At 69.6% G+C, this 17,111-nt stretch carries 14 protein-coding genes; 6 read left to right on the top strand and 8 right to left on the bottom strand.

Features of this window, described 5'->3' with window-relative positions; translation table 11 throughout:
• Positions 1-8 precede the first annotated feature (8 nt).
• The gene (locus tag GRB96_RS02720; RefSeq protein ID WP_161430335.1) at positions 9-1,262 is read left to right on the top strand and encodes an MFS transporter; all 1,254 of its coding nucleotides are present in this window, start codon (positions 9-11) and stop codon (positions 1,260-1,262) included.
• Here GRB96_RS02720 and GRB96_RS02725 read toward each other — a convergent pair.
• On the bottom strand, positions 1,252-4,554 hold the full coding sequence (locus GRB96_RS02725; RefSeq protein WP_161430336.1) for an AAA family ATPase: 3,303 nt from the start codon (positions 4,552-4,554) through the stop codon (positions 1,252-1,254). The genes GRB96_RS02720 and GRB96_RS02725 overlap by 11 nt on opposite strands.
• A complete protein-coding gene (locus GRB96_RS02730) occupies positions 4,551-5,834 on the bottom strand; it encodes an exonuclease SbcCD subunit D (protein WP_161430337.1) in 1,284 nt (427 codons plus the stop codon). Before GRB96_RS02730 ends, GRB96_RS02725 begins: the two co-directional genes overlap by 4 nt.
• Before the next feature lie 74 nt (positions 5,835-5,908).
• On the opposite strand from GRB96_RS02730, the gene nfi reads away from it, so the two are divergent.
• Positions 5,909-6,604: a deoxyribonuclease V gene (gene nfi / locus GRB96_RS02735; protein WP_161430338.1), complete on the top strand. Its 696-nt coding sequence runs from the start codon at positions 5,909-5,911 to the stop codon at positions 6,602-6,604.
• A gap of 75 nt (positions 6,605-6,679) precedes the next feature.
• Positions 6,680-7,231 (top strand): DUF1415 domain-containing protein, encoded by a 552-nt coding sequence (locus GRB96_RS02740; protein WP_161430339.1) that lies wholly within the window; start codon positions 6,680-6,682, stop codon positions 7,229-7,231.
• 13 nt (positions 7,232-7,244) lie between these two features.
• Here GRB96_RS02740 and GRB96_RS02745 read toward each other — a convergent pair whose 3' ends face one another.
• Complete coding sequence (locus tag GRB96_RS02745; protein WP_161430340.1) at positions 7,245-8,129, bottom strand: aldo/keto reductase; 885 nt, start codon at positions 8,127-8,129, stop codon at positions 7,245-7,247.
• 152 nt (positions 8,130-8,281) lie between these two features.
• Between GRB96_RS02745 and GRB96_RS02750 the strand changes: the two genes are divergently transcribed.
• Positions 8,282-8,707: an OsmC family protein gene (locus GRB96_RS02750; RefSeq protein WP_205743471.1), complete on the top strand. Its 426-nt coding sequence runs from the start codon at positions 8,282-8,284 to the stop codon at positions 8,705-8,707.
• Between the two features lie 88 nt (positions 8,708-8,795).
• Here GRB96_RS02750 and GRB96_RS02755 read toward each other — a convergent pair whose 3' ends face one another.
• Both GRB96_RS02755 and GRB96_RS02760 read right to left on the bottom strand, forming a co-directional pair.
• Positions 8,796-9,476, bottom strand: coding sequence for a gamma-glutamyl-gamma-aminobutyrate hydrolase family protein (locus GRB96_RS02755; protein WP_161430341.1), 681 nt, complete (start codon positions 9,474-9,476; stop codon positions 8,796-8,798).
• The gene (locus GRB96_RS02760; RefSeq protein WP_161430342.1) at positions 9,473-10,480 is read right to left on the bottom strand and encodes an amidoligase family protein; all 1,008 of its coding nucleotides are present in this window, start codon (positions 10,478-10,480) and stop codon (positions 9,473-9,475) included. Before GRB96_RS02760 ends, GRB96_RS02755 begins: the two co-directional genes overlap by 4 nt.
• A gap of 125 nt (positions 10,481-10,605) precedes the next feature.
• Between GRB96_RS02760 and GRB96_RS02765 the strand changes: the two genes are divergently transcribed.
• The gene (locus tag GRB96_RS02765) at positions 10,606-12,963 is read left to right on the top strand and encodes a mechanosensitive ion channel domain-containing protein (RefSeq protein ID WP_420841737.1); all 2,358 of its coding nucleotides are present in this window, start codon (positions 10,606-10,608) and stop codon (positions 12,961-12,963) included.
• A gap of 38 nt (positions 12,964-13,001) precedes the next feature.
• Positions 13,002-14,507, top strand: a complete 1,506-nt coding sequence (locus tag GRB96_RS02770; protein WP_161430343.1) for a hypothetical protein — start codon at positions 13,002-13,004, stop codon at positions 14,505-14,507.
• A 21-nt stretch (positions 14,508-14,528) separates the two neighbouring features.
• Here GRB96_RS02770 and cdd read toward each other — a convergent pair whose 3' ends face one another.
• The 3 genes from cdd to GRB96_RS02785 all read right to left on the bottom strand — a co-directional run bounded on the left by cdd (position 14,529) and on the right by GRB96_RS02785 (position 17,066).
• The gene (gene cdd / locus GRB96_RS02775) at positions 14,529-14,939 is read right to left on the bottom strand and encodes a cytidine deaminase (RefSeq protein ID WP_161430344.1); all 411 of its coding nucleotides are present in this window, start codon (positions 14,937-14,939) and stop codon (positions 14,529-14,531) included.
• A complete protein-coding gene (gene deoC, locus GRB96_RS02780) occupies positions 14,936-15,721 on the bottom strand; it encodes a deoxyribose-phosphate aldolase (RefSeq protein WP_161430345.1) in 786 nt (261 codons plus the stop codon). Before deoC ends, cdd begins: the two co-directional genes overlap by 4 nt.
• Before the next feature lie 70 nt (positions 15,722-15,791).
• Complete coding sequence (locus GRB96_RS02785) at positions 15,792-17,066, bottom strand: NupC/NupG family nucleoside CNT transporter (protein ID WP_161430346.1); 1,275 nt, start codon at positions 17,064-17,066, stop codon at positions 15,792-15,794.
• Between the last annotated feature and the right edge of the window lie 45 nt (positions 17,067-17,111).

A 17,111-nucleotide genomic window follows, 5' to 3' on the forward strand; every position in this document is an offset into this window, starting at 1 on the left:
GGAGCGCCATGGCGTCCACGAACGGTGCGATGAGCACCGGCAGCCCGGCATGGCCGGTGGCCACCATCGCCCTTGCCCAACTGCTCGGCACCTCGCTGTGGTTCAGCGCCAACAGTGCGACGGATGACCTGATGCGCGCCTGGCAGGCCAGCGCCGCCGATATCGGCTGGCTGACCAGCGCGGTGCAGAGCGGTTTCATCCTCGGCACCCTGATCATGGCGCTGGGCGGCCTGGCGGATCGCTATCGTGCCAGTCGTATCTTCGTGTGCAGTGCCATCGCCGGAGCGCTGTTCAACGCCGGCTTCGTCTGGCTCTCGGAGGGGCTGGCCAGCGCTATGCTGTTCCGCTTCCTGGTGGGCCTGTCACTGGCGGGCATCTACCCGGTGGGCATGAAGCTGATCGTCAGCTGGGCGCCGGAGCGAACCGGCCAGGCGCTGGCGCAGCTGGTTGCCATGCTGACGCTGGGCACGGCGCTGCCCCATGGGCTGCGGGAGGTGGGGGCCGAGCTCCCCTGGCAGGCCGTCATCCTCGCCTCCTCGGGGCTGGCGCTGCTGGGAGCCCTGCTGATCCTGTGGCTGGGGGATGGGCCGCACCTGCCGGATGCCCGCCAGCGCCAGGCGTCGGCCAGCGGGGCGGCGCGTCGCGCCACGGTCCTGGATGCCTTCAGGCTGCCGCGTTTTCGCGCGGCCGCCCTGGGCTACTTCGGCCACATGTGGGAGCTCTACGCCTTCTGGACGGTGGTGCCGCTGCTGGTGTCGCACTCGGTGCTGGCCGCTGAGTATGGCGTGCTCGGGGTCTCCGGCATGGCGTTCGGCATCATCGCCGTGGGCGCGCTGGGTTGCCTTGTCGGCGGCCTGCTGTCGCGCCGTCTGGGCAGCGCCAGGGTGGCCCTGGGTGCCCTGGCCGGTTCGGGCCTCTGTGCCCTGCTTTTCGCGCTGTTCTGGGAGGGGTTGCCGGCTCCCGCGCTGGGCCTGCTGCTGCTGGTGTGGGGGGCCACCGTGATCGCCGACTCGCCACAGTTCTCGGCGCTGGCGGCCAAGGCCTGCCCGCGCGAGCTGGTGGGGGCCGCCCTGGCGATCCAGAACTCCATCGGCTTTGCGATTACCGTCGTCTCGATCGCCGCCACCACGGCGCTGTTCGAGCGGGTCGGGCTGAATGCCGCCTGGCTGCTGGTCCCCGGACCGATCTTCGGCCTGCTCGGCTTTGCCTGGGCGTCCCGGCAGGGCGCTCACGACGACGGCGGCGCCCCCCTCAGGCGCTGACAATGCTTGCCCGGCTGGTGCCGTTACCCTGCGGTTCGACCTGGATCTGCACCGGGATGCGCTCGTGCATCTCCTGGACGTGGGAGATCACGCCCACGCGACGGCCCAGCGCCTGCAGGCCGTCCAGGGCATCCATGGCCAGGGCCAGCGACTGCGGATCGAGGCTGCCGAAGCCCTCGTCGATGAACAGTGACTCGATGGTGAGCTCCCCCGAGGCCATGGAGGCGAGCCCCAGCGCGAGGGCCAGCGAGACCAGGAAGGTCTCGCCGCCGGACAGGGAGTGAACCGAGCGGCGCTCGTCGGCCATGTCCTGATCCACCACCAGCAGGCCGAGGTCGCTGCCGCCGCGGACCAGCCGGTAGCGACGGCTGAGCCCGGCCAGGTGAGCATTGGCGTGCTCGAGCAGCTGCTCCAGGTTGTAGGCCTGGGCGATACGCCGGAAGACCTTGCCGTCGGCGGAGCCGATCAGCTCGCTGATGCGTCCCCAGCGGCGGTATTCGCTGCGGGCGGCCTCCAGTTCGTCCTGGGCGGCCTTCTGGCGCTCGAGCCTGCGCTGGTCGTCACTCAAGGCGAAGGCCGATTCATCCCGGGCCCGCTGGGCCGCCTCCAGCCTGGGACCCAGTTCGGCCCAGGCCTCGTCGAGGGCCGCGCGGCGCTGCTGCAGTGTCCCGGCGACCGCCTCATCCAGCAGCGCCTGATCATCCTCGTCCTCGGTCAGCGCCTGGTCCCTGCGGTGGCGCAGCAGGGCGTCGCGCCGCTCGGCCAGGGTGGCGGTGGCCCGCTGGCGTTGCTGGTCGCTTGCCTCGATCCGCCGTTCCGCCTCCCTGGCCTCGTCCTCGGATTGGCTCAGCAGCCGCGCCAGGGTGTCATCATCCAGCCCCGGGTGGGCGCGGCGCCACTCGTCGAGCTGCTGCGTCAAGCGCTGCTGCTCCTGGCGTCGCTGCTCCAGCTGCCGGGCCTCATGCTCCGCCAGCTGGGTGAGGCGCTGGTTCTCTCGCTGGACGTCGTGGAGGTGAGCCAGGGCGTTGTCGCGTGTCTGGCGGGTGCTCTCCTGGTGCGCCTCGAGCTGCTGCTGCCAGGCGTCGGGTGAGGCGTGGTCGCCGAGTCGCTCGGCGAGGGTGCGGGCGAGCTCGTCGCGCTGCTGGCGCAGCGGGGGCAGCTGCCCCTCGAGTTCGGCCAGCTGCCGGTCGGCGCCGGTCTTCTCGGCCTCCAGGCGGGTCAGCGCGAGACGCCCCTCCTGGAGCGCCTTCTCCAGCGGGGCCAGCTCCGCCTCGGCCCGGTTCAGCTCGTCCAGTGCCTGGCGCTGCCGGTGGCGCTGCGCCTCGCTCTGCTCGCGCTGGGCCTGCAGCCAGCCGTCGCGCTCTGCCTCGTCGACGGCGGTGAGCTCCCCGTGCAGCGGATGTCCCACCAGCGCCTGTCGGGCGCTGTCCAGGCGCTGCTCGGCGGCCTCGAGATCGGCAGCCAGCTGCTTGAGCGAGCGCTCCACGCCGCGATAGTCACCCACCAGTTCGTCGCGTCGCTTCTGGGCGGTATCGCGGGCATTTCGGGCCTCGTCGAGCTGGCGCGCTTCCTCCTGCTCCTGGGCGGCCAGCTGGGCCGCCTCGGGTGTGGCCGGTGGCCGCTGCCGCCAGGGGTGGTCGAGTCCACCGCATACCGGGCAGGGCTCATCCTGCTTCAGGGCCTCGCGCAGGCGCACCACGCTCTCGCTGCGCACGGCGCGGCTACGCTCGATCAGTGCGCTGACGCTCTCGAAGTTGGCCTGGCTGCGGTCGAGGCGTTCACGGGCGGTCTGACCCTCGGCCAGCAGCCTGTCCCGGCGTGAGCGCTGCTCGTCGAGCTGGCCTGTCAGCCGCGTGTGGGCCTGGGTGGCACGGCCGAACTCCTGCCAGCGACTGGCCAGCTCCTCCAGGGCGAGGTTACGCCGGGCAGCCTGGTCATGAGCCTGCTGAGCGGCCTGGCGGGCGCTGTCGAGGTCGGCGTGGCCGCCCAGCAGCCTGTGCAGCGCCGCCTGCCAGTCGTCGCGCTGGCGCTGGCGGTCCTGCTGTGCGGCCTGGGCCTGGCGGTGTTGACCGGCCAGCTCATCGGACTGTCGTCGTTGCCGGTCCAGAGACGCCTCCAGCTCGCCGAGTCGCTGCTCCAGGGTGGCCAGGCGCTGGGCCTGTTCGCGGGCCTGGCGCAGTTCGGGTTCGGCCCGTCGGCGGGCCTCGCCGGCCTCCTCAAGCGCCCGCTCTGCCTGTTCGAGGGCCTGGCCGGCGGCCTGCTGCTCGGTGTCGGCCTCCTGCCGCGCCTTCAGGGTGCCGGCGTGGGTCGCCTGCAGGGCGGCGATCTCGTCGGGCAGCTCGGCCTGTCGGCCGAGGGCGTGGCGCTGCGGGGCGATCAGCCGGTGCCAGTCGCGGTCGGCGCGCTGCCCGGCGAGTGCCTGCCACTCCTCCTCGGCGGCCTGCCGCTGGACAAGGCCGTCACGCCAGGCCTTGTTCAGGCGGTCATCGTCGTCGTGCCAGCGCCGCTCGGCCTTGAGCGATTCCGCCTGCTTCTGCAGCTCGTCGAGGGCCCGGCGGCTGGCCTCGGCGGTGCGCTCCAGTTCGGCGCGGACCTCGGGCGCGGCGGGCAGGTCGTCGGCGAGCCGTGTCTCCAGGGCCTCCACGGCCTTCTTCGCCTGGCTGGCGCGGCGGTAGGCGGCCATGGAGATCTCGGAGTATTCGCGGGTGCCGGTGAGGCGCTCGAGCAGGTCGCTGCGCGCGTTGTCGTCGGCCTGCAGGAAGGCGGCGAATTCGCTCTGGGCGAGCAGCACGGCGCGGGTGAACTGTTCGAAGGTGAGCCCCAGGCGCTCCGGCAGCAGGCGATCGAATTCGCGCTTCTGGGCGGTCAGCAGGCGGTCGTCGTCGAGGTCGGTCAGCGACTGCTCCACCGCCTGCAACCGCCCGCCGGGCTTGTGGCGGGCCCGGCGCACCGCCCAGCGGGCGCGGTAGCGACGCCCGTCGCGGCCCAGGAAATCCACCTCGGCGTGGCCCCCGGCGGTGCCGCGGCGCAGCAGGGTGCGTGCATCGCCGGTGGTCAGGGTGGAGTCCGCGGTGTCATCGATCTGGCTGTCGCGGCTCGGTGCCTGGCGCAGCCGCGGGGTGCTGCCGTAGAGCGCCAGGCACAGGGCGTCGAGCAGGGTGCTCTTGCCGGCACCGGTGGGCCCGGTGATGGCGAACAGGCCGGCATCGGCCAGCGGTGGCGCGGTGAAGTCGAGCTCCAGCGGGCCGGGCAGGGAGGCCAGGTTCTCCAGGCGCAGGGCGAGGATCTTCACGCCGGCTCCTCCCCGTGGTCGGCGTCCTGTACCTCCTGGCGCAGGCGGTCGAAGTCGGCCAGGATCTCGTCGTCCGGTGGCTCGCCCCAGCGCCCCTCCCAGGTGCGCTCGAAGAGCTTGCGCGGGCCCAGGGTCTCCAGGTCGACTCGCGCTTGGCCATGATCGCCGTCGACCCGGGGCAGGCGACGCTCCAGGCGCAGCAGCCGCAGTGCCTTGCCCGCCAGGGCGGCATCCATCCGGGCACGCAGGTCGGGAATCGGCGCGTCCAGCTCCACGCGTACCTCCAGCCAGGGCCATTGCTCCCTGGACAGTCCCGGGTCATCTTCCAGCGTCTCGAGTTCGGCCAGCACCGCCTCGAGCGGGCCGGGGCCGATGCGATGCATGGCCACCGGGCGCGGCACGGGGATCGCCGTGGCCTCGAGAAGCGCCTCGCCATCGAGGGTCACCTCCACCACCTGGTGGGGATAGGCGACCTCACTGAAGTCCAGCGGCAGGGGGCTGCCGCTGTAGCGGATGCGCGCCTCGCCGACCTGCTGGGCGCGGTGCAGGTGGCCCAGGGCCACGTAGGCGATCTCGGCCGGGAAGAGAGCGGCGGAGATCGACTCCTCGCCACCGATCACGATGGGGCGCTCGCTGGCCTCGGAGACCGCGGCGCCATGCAGGTGGGCATGGCTCATGGCCACCAGCGCCTGGCCGGGCAGGCGCCGGTCGCGAGCGGCCTCGATCAGCTGACGATGCACGCGGGTGATGCCCGCTACATAGTCGTTGGGGCCGTCGTCCTTGGGGGAGGCGTCGCTTGAGGCGTCGTCGTCGCTGGCCACTCTTGCGCCGGTGACCTCGGCTGGGCGCAGGAAGGGCAGTGCCAGGCACCAGGCGCGAGTCTCGCCTGTCGCGTCGGTGAGCGGCACCAGCAGTCGTTCGGCGTCGAGTCGGCCGTCGTCCAGCCAGCTGACCCGACCCAGGGCGTGGGTACGCAGGCGGCGCATCAGAGGGGCGGGCAGCTCGATGCGGTTGCCGCTGTCGTGATTGCCGGCGATCAGCACGAGATCCAGGTGCGGCAGCCGCTCATGGGCGGAGACGATGAAGTCATAGAGCAGTTCCTGGGCGCGCAGGGAAGGGTTGACCACGTCGAAGATGTCGCCGGCCACCAGCAGGGCGTCTGCCTCGCGTTCCACCAGGGTGTCGAGCAGCCAGGTCAGGAAGGCGCGGTGCTCGGCGTGGCGCTCCTGGCCGTGGAAGCTCTGGCCCAGGTGCCAGTCGGCGGTGTGGATCAGCTTCATGGTGGTCTCCCTTCCTGCCGGTATCCGGAAGGCGATAGTCTACGCCACTCGATAGCGGCTGTTCAGGAGGCCCCATGTCTCTCTCCCCCCTCCATGAGTGGAATCTTGCGCCTCGCGACGCCATCGCCCTGCAGCGGCGCCTCTCCGGCCGCGTCGAGCGCGAGGATCGCCTGGGTGAAGTGTGTCATATCGCCGGGGTGGATATCGGCTTCGAGGACGGCGGGGATATCACCCGGGCGGCGGTGGTGGTGCTGGCCTGGCCGCCCGGCGAGGACGGGCGGTTCGAGGTGGTGGAGCAGGTGGTGCAGCGCGAGCCCACGCGGATGCCCTATATCCCGGGACTGCTGTCATTTCGCGAGGTGCCGGCGGCGCTGGCGGCCTTCGATCGGTTGAGCGTGCGCCCCGAGCTGGTGATGGTGGATGGCCAGGGCATCGCCCACCCGCGCCGGCTCGGGGTGGCCAGCCACCTGGGGCTGTGGCTCGACCTGCCCACCATCGGCGTGGCCAAGTCGCGGCTGTGCGGACGCCATGGCGAACCGGGTCCGGCGCGGGGCGACTGGACGCCGCTGGTCGACGGCCCCGACGACGAGGTGGTCGGCGCGGTGCTGCGCTCGCGGGTCGGGGTGAAACCGCTCTTCGTCTCCACCGGTCACCGGGTCGCGCTTTCGACGGCGCTGGCGTGGGTGGTCGCGTGCTTGGGGCGTACCAAGCTGCCGGAGCCCACGCGGCTGGCGGATCGTCTGGCCTCTCGGCGCGGGGGTGTGCGTTAGTCGACGGTCGGCGGGGCAGGGGAGGGGAGCCGCCACTGCGCTATACTGCCGGCCCACCCTCCTGCCGAGCCGACCATGACCCAAGCCGTTGATCCCCTCGCCGCTACCCGCCAGTGGGTGGAGACCTTCGTGGTCGCCCGCAACGTCTGCCCCTTCGCCGGACGCGAGGTGGCCCGCGACACGATCCGCTACGTCATCCTGGACGCCGGTGACTGGGAGCAGGCCCTGCTGACCCTGGTGGCCGAGTGCGAACGCCTCGACGAGACCCCCGCTATCGAGACCACCCTGCTGGTGCTCACCCCAGGCCTCGAGGCCTTCGACGACTACCTGGACTTCCTGGAGGTGGCCGAGGCGCTGCTGGCCGACCAGGGCTATGAAGGCACCTACCAGCTGGCGAGTTTCCATCCGGAGTATCGCTTCGCGGATGCCGAGCCGGAGGATCCCGCCAACTTCACCAACCGCTCGCCCTTCCCGATGCTGCATCTGCTGCGCGAGGCGGGGCTGGAGCAGGTGCTCTCGCACTACCCGGATCCCGAGGCGATCCCCGAGCGTAATATCGCGGCGCTGCGCGAGGTGGGCCAGGCGCCCCTCGCCGCGGCGCTGGCCCGGCTGCGCGGCGGCGACTGAGCGCTTGGTCGGGCTAGACGATATCCAGTGGCACCTTGCGGCCCGGGGCCGGAAGGGCGGCGTCCAGCCGGGCCAGGGCGTCGTCATCGAGCCTGACGTGCAGGGCGGCGGCATTCTGCTCCACATGGTCGACCCGAGCCGCCTTGGGGATGGCGATGACGTCCCGGCGGCCATCGTGAGGGCGGATCGCCCAGGCCAGCAGCACCTGGGCCGGGGTGATGCCGTGGCGTGCGGCGATGCCCAGCACCTCGGGGTGGCCGAGCAGGTCCTCGCGCAGGCCGCCGGCCTGGGCCAGCGGGCAGTAGGCCATGGTCGGCATGCCATGTTCGCGTTGCCACGGCAGCAGTGAGTGCTCGATGCCCCGGGAGCCCAGGTGGTAGAGCACCTGGTTCACCGCGCAGGCCTCGCCGCCGGGCAGGGCATGCAGCGCGCGCATCTCGTCGATGTCGAAGTTGGAGACCCCGAAGCGGCGGATCTTGCCGGCCTCGCGCAGGCGATCGAAGGCCTCCAGGGTCTCATCCAGCGGGATGCTGCCCGGCCAGTGCAGCAGGTAGAGATCGAGGTGGTCGGTGCGCAGGCGCTTCAGGCTCGCCTCGCAGGCGGCGATGGCCGAATCCCGGCCCGCGTTCCAGGGGTAGACCTTGGAGACCAGGAAGGCCTCGTCGCGCCGCCCGGCCAGTGCCTCACCCACCACCTCCTCGGCGCCGCCATCGGCATACATCTCGGCGGTATCGATCAGGGTCAGGCCCATGGCCAGGCCGTGCTGCAGGGCGCGTATCTCGCCGCTGCGAGGGGCAAGCCCCTCACCCATGTACCAGGTGCCCTGGCCGATGGCCGGCAGCTCGATGGCGGGTTCATGGGCGGTAGCGGGCAGGGTGACGCCGGTGGCGGACAGCATGGCGTGGCTCCTTTTATTTATTGGAAAATTCTTCCATGTATTCTGGATGCTGGTCGTCGGCGTTGCAATCAGCCCTTGAGTCATGGGAATCCGAGCCCCATGATCTATGGTGTGAAGGTGAGATATCCCATCGCACAACACAAGGAGCCGATATGTCGATCGAGAACTTTGCCAGCGCACAGTGGAAGGGCAGCCTGAAGGAAGGAGGCGGTACGCTCTCTACCCGAAGCGGGGTGTTGAAAGATACGCCGTATGACTTCCGCCGGCGCTTCGAGGGTGCCGAGGGCACCAATCCGGAGGAGATGATCGGCGCGGCGCATGCCGGCTGCTTCACCATGGCCCTGTCGCTGGTGCTCGGTGAGGCGGGCTACACTGCCGACAGCCTCGATACCAAGGCCAAGGTGACCCTGGATCCGGACACCCTGTCGGTCACCGCGGTGCACCTGACCACCGTCGGTCGGGTGCCGGGCGCCGATCAGGCGGCCTTCGAGGAGGCGGCGAATGGCGCCAAGGAGAACTGCCCGATCTCCAAGCTGCTCAAGGCCGAGATCACCTTGGAGGCGACGCTGGAGGGGTGACGTCAGCGCCGCTGATCCAGCCCAGCGCATCAAGCATCGGGGCCACCTGTGGGTGGCCCCGATGTGTTCTGGGGCAGTGCAGGCAGAGTCACGCCGGGCGCCAGGAGGCCCGTGCGGCACTCACCAGGGCGCGAATCAGGCGCTGCTGCGGGCGGTTGAAAACCAGCCACTCGGGGTGCCACTGCACGCCGATCAGGAAGTCGTGGTCGCGGGACTCGATGCCCTGTACCAGGCCGTCGCGGTCGCGGGCGACGATCTCGATGCCGCGTCCGGCCTGTCTGACGGCCTGGTGGTGGAGGCTGTTGATGCGACACCAGCTGACCCGCAGGATGCGATGCAGCTGGCTGTCACCGACGATATCCACGGTCTTGCGCGGCAGTACCGTGCGCCGCCGCTTGAGTCCCTCATGGCTGGTGTAGATGTCCGGGTCCAGGGTGCCGCCGAGGTAGACGTTGATCAGCTGGGCACCACGGCAGATGCCGAGCACCGGGATGCCCTGGGGGATGAAGGTCTCGAGCAGCTCCAGCTCCAGCTCGTCGCGCTGGGGATCGACGCGCACATCGATCTGCACCTCGGCATCGTAGAGGTGCGCCTGGATGTCGTCGCCGCCGCCGATGATCAGGCCATCGAGGCGCTCTGGCCAGGGGCGTGAGGGCGACAGCCGCCGTGGCCGGCCACCGTGGCGCCATACGGCAAACCAGTCGAACAGCCAGGCGATATGGCTCTTGCGATCCGAGGTGGTGATGCCGATCAGCGGGCGCTCGCTCATGTGGCCTTCACCCAGCCGCGCAGACGCAACCACAGGCGGGTGAGCGGCGAACGGGTGTGCTTGGCGACATAGCCGGCGGCACGCTGGCGGAGCGTATCCGTGTCGGCGGCCAGCTTCTCCACCTCCAGCCAGCGATTCCACTCCACCGCCGATCCCCAGCCCGGCTGCGCGAGGCGCGCGTCGGGTAGCCGGTAGTGGAAGGTGGGACGGGCCTTGACCAGCTTGTTGCGGAACAGCTCGTGAGGGTAATCCGGACGCAGATGGGCGAACAGCGGGGTCATGTCGAGCTCGCGGTTGCGGGTCGGGTTGTCGGCCAGGTAGTCGCCGATCAGGGTGTCGAGGTCCGGCGAGTAGTCGGCGGCCAGCACCTTGAGGGCGTAGGCCTTGGGGAAGGGGTTGGCATGGGGCAGCACCTCGCGGGTGATGTCCACGTCGATCTGCTCGCGCAGCCACTCGGCGGTAAGCAGATAGGCACGCAGATGATCGAGCAGGCTCTCCACCTCGAGGCTGGGTACCTCGGGGTTGAGGTGCAGGCCGAAGCCGTAGAGCAGGCTGGCGTCGGTCCCCTTGGCGCCATGCTCGCGCAGGGCCTCGAACAGCCTATCCAGCTCGCCTAGCTCGTCCCAGGGGATCGGCGGACAGACGATCTCGGTGGGCACGAGCCCGGTGACCACATCGCCGATCAGCTCGCGGGTGCGGTTATGGAAGTCGATGCGCATCTGGTGGCGATGGCGCTCCCACTCGCTGTCGCCGCTGGGCATGGCCTCCAGCACTTCCGCATCGGGATGGGCATACTGGGTATCGAGCTCGATGGTGAAGGTGCCCCAGCGAGTCTCTTCCACCTTGAGGCGGTGAGGGCTGATCACCTTCACCTCGCCACCGAACAGCTCGCACACCATCGCAGCGGTATCCTGGGGAGGCAGGCCGGCAAACTCGATCTCGACCCCCACGCGGCGGGTCTCGCCGTCGGGGGTATGCGGTTCGGGTGGCGGTAGCGGCGTCATGGCGGCATCCTGTGCGTCACATGGGAGCGTCTGAGAGCGTATCATATCGGCCTTTCCTCACGACGCCTCGATTCCCATTGCCTGAATCTGCCAACGCCTCGATCCGTCAACAACAGGGAGATGTGATGTTGCCCCACCGCCGCCTCGGTTCCTGTACCACTGCCTGGATGCTTTTCTACGGACTGCTGCTGGGGCTGGCCGTCTGGCTGCTGCCCGCGGCGGCGGTTCAGGCCCAGGCAGTCAACCTGCCGGGCCTGGTGACCTCCGCGGAAGATCAGCAGCAGCATGATCCCCAGGCCTTCCAGGAGTCGCTGGAGCGCATCATCGTGACTCTCGAGGACGCCGAGCGGCGCAGCCAGCTGCTGGAGAGCCTGCAGGACCTGCAGAAAGTGCACGGCGAGGCCACCGAGGAGAGCGGCATCACCCCGCGCGAGGGGCTGCTTGGCGCCCTGGCAGAGACCATCAGTGACCTGGGCCAGCAGGCCGAGGGGCAGGATTCCCCGCTGGCGCGCTGGCAGGCCCAGCTGCAGCAGGGCTGGCGTGACCTGAGTGCCCTGGTGGCCGAGACCGGCAATGCCGACCTGATCCGCTTCGCGGTGGAGGCGGCGGTGCTGCTGGTGATCTGGGGCGGTCTGCTGGTGATCCTGATCGCCCTGGGCCGCCTGCTGGCGAGGCGGCGCGGTTGGCCCCTGGACCTGCCCCGCGAGCCGCGGGCCTGGCTGCTTACTGTGCACTTCCTGCGCCGCATGCTGCCCTGGGCACTGGCCTTCGCGCTGGTCCTGGGGATCGCCCAGCTGGTACCGCCCAGCAGCGGTCGCGTGCTGGCGCTGGTGGTGGCCTATATCGCGCTGTGTGGTCGCACCCTGTCGGTGGTGGTGGAGACCTTCGTTTCGGAGTTTACCCGCGGCCACCGCTTCGTGGCGGTGCAACTGGTGCAGCACTACGGCCTGCGACCCCTGTTCGTGATCGGCGCCCTGGTGGCGCTGGGCGATGCCTTCAATTCCGGGCGTCTCACCGGTCTGCTCGGTGCCGAACTCGCCGGGCTGCTCTCGGTGCTGGCCAACATGCTGGCGGCGCTGCTCAGTGTGCGCTTCATCCTCAGCTTCAAGCGGCCCATCGAGCACATCATCCGCAACCGCCCCTGGCGCGAGCGCCGCGAGACCGGCGCCAGTGCCAGCATCGTGCAGGTACTGGGCAGCCTGTGGCACGTGCCGGCGCTGCTGCTGGTGGGGGGCTCGCTGGTGGCCATCTTCGTCACCGGTGGTGATGTGGGCACCGCCCTGGCGCGCTCGATCATCTCGGCGGCGCTGCTGATCCTGGCCCTGGTGGTCACCGGCCTGGTGCGTCGCCATGGTGAACGCCGCAAGCGTCAGCAGCGCCGGCGGCGTGTCAGCCAGTACCGCGTTCGCCTCGAGCGTTTCGGCTATGTACTGGCCCACGTCGCTACCTGGCTGGCCTTCGCCGAGCTGTCGTTGCAGGTGTGGGGCGGATCCCTGCTGGGCATCGGCAGCCAGGGCGTGGCCAGTGCGCGCATCGGCCAGGCACTGCTGGCCATTGCCCTGACCCTGCTGCTGGCCTGGCTGGCGTGGATCTTCGCCGACACCGCCATCCAGCGGGCGTTGACCAGCTCGGCGCGCTCCCGCGGGCGGCGGGTCAACCAGGCCCGTGCCCAGACCATCACGCCGATGATCCGCAACGTCATCTTCACCGCCATCGTGATCATCGCCGGCATCGTCGGGCTGGCCAACCTGGGGGTGAACGTCACACCGCTGCTGGCCGGTGCCGGTGTCATCGGCCTGGCACTCGGCTTCGGCGCCCAGACGCTGGTGCAGGACCTGATCACCGGCATCTTCATCCTGATCGAGGACTCCCTGGCGGTGGACGACTTCGTCGAGATCAACGGTCACATGGGCACGGTGGAGGGGCTGACCCTGCGCACCGTGCGCCTGCGCGACCTCGACGGGATCGTGCATATCATCACCTTCAGCCGCATCGACTCGATCCACAACATGTCGCGGCAGTTCGGCATCGCGCTGATGAAGATCCGCATTCCCTACGAAATGAAGATCGACGATGCCATCACCCTGATGCAGGAGACCGCCCAGGCGCTGCGCCAGGACCCCATGATGCGCCACTACATCTGGTCACCGCTGGAGATGCAGGACATCCATGCCTTCGAGGATGGCTGCCCGATCCTGCGTATGCGCTTCCGCACTGCACCGGAGATGCAGTGGGACGTGGCGCGGGCCTTCAACCTGCTGCTCAAGCAGCGCATGGAGTCCCAGGGCGTCGACCTCGGCGTGCCGCGGCTCAGCGTCAGCATGGAGGGGCGTGGCGGTGGCCGCCTGGATGGTTCCAGCGAGCATGGCGATGAGCGGGCCAGCGAGCGCGATGCCGCCGGTCGCGCCCCGGGGCGTGCCGGGGTTGCCGACCCGCACCATCAGACGAGCAGCAGCGGCGGCTCGCCGGACCCGGGGCAGTAGATGCGCAGGTATCGTGAACCTTGCAGCGAGGCCCATGCGTGATCCACGTCGAACGCCAGGACAGCCTGCACCTCAAGGTCTCCCGCGTGCTGCAGGAGGAGACCTCGCACCGGCTCGATCTCTACCTGTTCGTGCCCGGCGAGCTGGGGCTGACCGGCCAGGTGATCGCCGAGGAGGACTTCTACCACGCCGCGATCCAGGTCAAGCGCACCTACTTCAGCGATCGCTACCGGCTACCGCTGGTGCTCAGCCGCCTGGCCGAGCGTGGCAGGCTGGATGCCGAGCACTACCGTCTCAGCCTGAGCCTCTACGCCTATCAGTACGTGGTGGCCATGGAGAGCGCCGCCGGGCCGTTGATCGATGATGCCCGTCGTGCGCTGAAGGCAGAGAAAGCCGAGAAGGCAGAAAAGGGAGAAAAGGCAGATACAGCCACCAACGGGCGGGCGTCGGAGGGGCGTAGCCAGCCGGTGAAGGAAGAGGCGGGCGAGCAGCCCCCCAGCCTCGAGCAGCGCCTGGCCGAGCATGTTGACCTGGCGGTGAGCATCCTGCGCCGCCTGCGCCGTCATGAGCCCAGCGAGGAGAGTCTGCACCGCTATTTCGCCACCATCGACAACTACCTCTCCTGGTTCACGGAACAGCGCCTGCTGGCACTGCTCGCCGGACTGCCGCGGGGGGCGCGTTTCCGGCCGGTGCGCGCACGCCTGGTGGCGATCTGCCGCGCCGAGGACGACTACCGTCGCGAGCGCGAGTACAACTCCGAGCGGGTGACGCGTGACCCCACGCGGATGTCCAACAAGATGCGCCTGCTGCGTAGGCTGATCGAATACCCGGTGACCCTCAAGCAGAAGACCCAGGAGCTGGGTAACGCCGAGCAGAAGGCAGTGAAGGCGCTGGCCACCGCGGTGGTGATGGTGTTCGTCTCGCTGGGTCTGCTTCGCGTGCGCGACACCCTGGCCGATATCACCGCGCTGTTCGTGCTGGCCATGGCCGGCATCTATGCGCTGCGCGAGGTCTTCAAGGACGACCTGCGCAACACCCTGTGGCGACTCCTGCGCCGTGGCCGACCCAAGTGGCGCCGCCAGTATCTGGACCCGACCCGCAATCAGGTAGTGGGCCGCCAGCTGGAGTGGTTCGACTACAAGCGCTACCCCAGGCTCGACGAGGAGATCAAGCGCGTGCGCAAGCGCAGCGTGGCCCAGCGTGAGGAGATCGTGCTGCACTACCGCTCACGTTCGCGGATGTCGCCGACGCGCTTCCTCAGCGGCTATGACCACACCCGCGAGACACTGGCCCTGGACCTGTCGCCGATCGCTCGACTGATGGACAAGGGCAGCCGGCGGGTCTACCGGCTGGAGGAGGGCGACCAGGTGGTGCGCGAGGAGGTGGAGAAGCGCCACCTCCTCAATCTGGTGATCCGCGAGACCCAGGGCGATGGCCCACCCACCCTGCAGCGCTGGAAGGTAGTGATGAGCCGTTCGCGGATCGTCGACGTGGAGCGGGTCCACGCCGAGGGTCCAGGGCATGAGGACGAGCCGGGCGGGTGAGTCTCCGGAAGGGGCAGCCGCTCAGAGGGCTTGGCCGAGGTTCTCCGGCCCGAAGGCGTCGGGGAGCAGCTCGGCCATGCTGTACTCCTTCAGCAACTCGCCGTCGGCATCCACCACGCGGATGCGGGTGTGCTCGTCGGCGAACTCGCGGATGCGCTGGCGGCAGTCACCGCAGGGGGTGCAGAGGTGTTCGCCGGGCCCGATCACCCACACTTCGCGCAGGCGGCGCTCGCCGGCGCTGACCATGGCGGAAATGGCCGAGGCCTCGGCACACAGCCCCTTGTAGTGGGCCACCTCGACGTTGGCGCCGGCGTAGCGGGTGCCGCTCTCGCCGATTACCAGCGCGCCCACCGGGTGGCGGGAGTAGGGGGCGTAGGCGTTGCCGCGCACCGCCACCAGGGTCTCGATCAGGGTCGCATCGGCTGCGCTCACGCCTTGCCTCCGGCCGGTGCCACTGCCATGCCCAGGGCGACCAGCAGGTCATCGAACAGGTCGGAAGCACCGAAGCGGAAGTGTCCGGGGGTGATCCAGTTGGCGCCCATCACCCGCTCGGCCAGTGCCAGGTAGGCCTGGGCATCCTCGGTGGTGCGCACGCCACCGGCGACCTTGATGCCGACGTCGCGGCCGCTGGCCTTGATCGCCTCGAGCAGGATCTCGGCAGCCTCCAGGGTGGCATTGACGGTCACCTTGCCGGTGGAGGTCTTGAGGAAGTCGGCGCCGCCCTCGATGGCGAGCTCGGCGGCGCGGCGGATCAGCGCCGGGTCCTTGAGCTCGCCGGTCTCGAGGATCACCTTGAGGGTGGCATCGCCGCAGGCCTGGTGGCAGCAGGCGACCAGTTCGCGACCGGTCTCCTCGTCGCCGGCCAGCAGGGTGCGCCAGGGGAAGACCACGTCCACCTCGTCGGCCCCGGCGGCCACCGCCTCGCGGCTCTCGCGGGCGACGGCCATGATGTCGTCACCGCCATGGGGGAAGTTGGTCACCGTGGCCACCCGCACCTTGCCGGCGAGATCCAGCGCCTTGAGGGTGCGTTGGGCGGTGGTGACGAAGGCCGGGTAGACACACACCGCGGCGGGGGTGCCGGCGGGGGTGCGAGCACGACGGCACAGCGATTCGATGCCGCGGTCTGTGTCGTCGTCGTTGAGGCTGGTGAGGTCCATCAGGGGCAGCGCCTGGCGGGCGGTGCGCTGGAGGTCATTGGTCATGGAAGCATCCATTGGTCGCGGGGTGTCAGGGTGTCTGGTGGCGCCCCGGGGGCGGGGCGCGAAGGCGGGGCGGACGCCGGTATCAGCCGGCCGCCGCCAGCGCCATGAAGAAGCCAGCGATGGAGGCCGACATCAGGTTGGAGAGGGTGCCGGCCAGTACCGCCTTGAGGCCGTAGCGGGCGATCTCGTGGCGGCGAATGGGAGCGATGCTGCCCAGGCCGCCGAGCAGGACGGCGATGGAAGAGAGGTTGGCGAAGCCGCACAAGGCAAACGACAGGATCGCCATGGTGTGAGGAGTCATCACCTGGCCGGTGGCAGCCACCACTTCCTCGCCGCTCAGGTAGGGGCCGAGGTTGATGAATGCCACGAACTCATTGACCACGATCTTCTGGCCGATGAAGGAGCCGGCCAGGGTGGCCTCCTCCCAAGGGATGCCGAGCAGGAAGGCGAGCGGTGCGAACAGCCAGCCGAGTATCCACTCCAGGCTGAGCTGCTCGAGGCCGACCCAGCCGCCGATGCCCCCCAGCATGCCGTTGATCAGGGCGATCAGGCCGATGAAGGCGAGCATCATGGCGCCGATGTTGGCGGCCAGCATCAACCCCGAGGAGGCTCCTGCTGCGGCGGCGTCGATCACGTTGCTGGGCTTGTCGACGTCCTCCTCGTGCTCCTCCTCGATCTTCGAGACGCTGTCCTCGGGTTCGCGGGTCTCGGGCATGATCAGCTTGGCGAACAGCAGCCCGCCCGGGGCGGCCATGAAGGAGGCGGCCACCAGGTACTCCATGGGCACACCCATGGCGGCGTAGCCGGCGAGCACCGAGCCGGCCACCGAAGCCAGCCCCCCGCACATCACCGCGAACAGCTGCGAGGGGGTCATGCGGGCGATGAAGGGGCGCACCACCAGTGGCGCCTCGGTCTGGCCGACGAAGATATTGGCGGTGGCGGAGAGCGACTCGGTGCGCGAGGTGCCCAGCGCCTTCTGCAGGGCGCCCCCCAGGATGCGGATCACCCACTGCATGATCCCCAGGTGGTAGAGCACGGCAATCAGCGAGGAGAAGAAGATGATCACCGGCAGCACCTTGATGGCGAAGACGAAGCCGATGTTGTCGACCTCGGCCAGCCCGCCGAAGACGAAGCCGATGCCGTCGTTGGCATAGAGCACCACCTGGCTGACGGCGTCGGAGATGGCCTTGAGCACGGTCTGGCCGAAGGGCACGTAGAGCACGAAGGCGCCGATGCCGACCTGGATGGCGAAGGCGCCGCCTACCGTGCGCAGGCGGATCGACCGGCGGTCGTAGGAGAAGATCAGGGCGATGATTATCAGCGTCACCATCCCGACGAGGCTCATGAAGAGTGTCATGGGAGTCCTGCCCGTTTGTCGTGGATTGTTGCAGCAGACGGTGCC

The sequence above is a fragment of the Halomonas alimentaria genome (assembly GCF_009902005.1).
Lineage (GTDB): Bacteria > Pseudomonadota > Gammaproteobacteria > Pseudomonadales > Halomonadaceae > Halomonas > Halomonas alimentaria.

Coding starts and splice junctions, on each gene's coding strand:
- GRB96_RS02720 (WP_161430335.1), top strand. CDS start 9: ATGGCGTCCACGAACGGTGCGATGAGCACCGGCAGCCCGGCATGGCCG.
- GRB96_RS02730 (WP_161430337.1), bottom strand. CDS start 5,834: ATGAAGCTGATCCACACCGCCGACTGGCACCTGGGCCAGAGCTTCCAC.
- nfi (WP_161430338.1), top strand. CDS start 5,909: ATGTCTCTCTCCCCCCTCCATGAGTGGAATCTTGCGCCTCGCGACGCC.
- GRB96_RS02740 (WP_161430339.1), top strand. CDS start 6,680: ATGACCCAAGCCGTTGATCCCCTCGCCGCTACCCGCCAGTGGGTGGAG.
- GRB96_RS02745 (WP_161430340.1), bottom strand. CDS start 8,129: ATGCTGTCCGCCACCGGCGTCACCCTGCCCGCTACCGCCCATGAACCC.
- GRB96_RS02750 (WP_205743471.1), top strand. CDS start 8,282: ATGTCGATCGAGAACTTTGCCAGCGCACAGTGGAAGGGCAGCCTGAAG.
- GRB96_RS02755 (WP_161430341.1), bottom strand. CDS start 9,476: ATGAGCGAGCGCCCGCTGATCGGCATCACCACCTCGGATCGCAAGAGC.
- GRB96_RS02760 (WP_161430342.1), bottom strand. CDS start 10,480: ATGACGCCGCTACCGCCACCCGAACCGCATACCCCCGACGGCGAGACC.
- GRB96_RS02765 (WP_420841737.1), top strand. CDS start 10,606: ATGTTGCCCCACCGCCGCCTCGGTTCCTGTACCACTGCCTGGATGCTT.
- deoC (WP_161430345.1), bottom strand. CDS start 15,721: ATGGATGCTTCCATGACCAATGACCTCCAGCGCACCGCCCGCCAGGCG.
- GRB96_RS02785 (WP_161430346.1), bottom strand. CDS start 17,066: ATGACACTCTTCATGAGCCTCGTCGGGATGGTGACGCTGATAATCATC.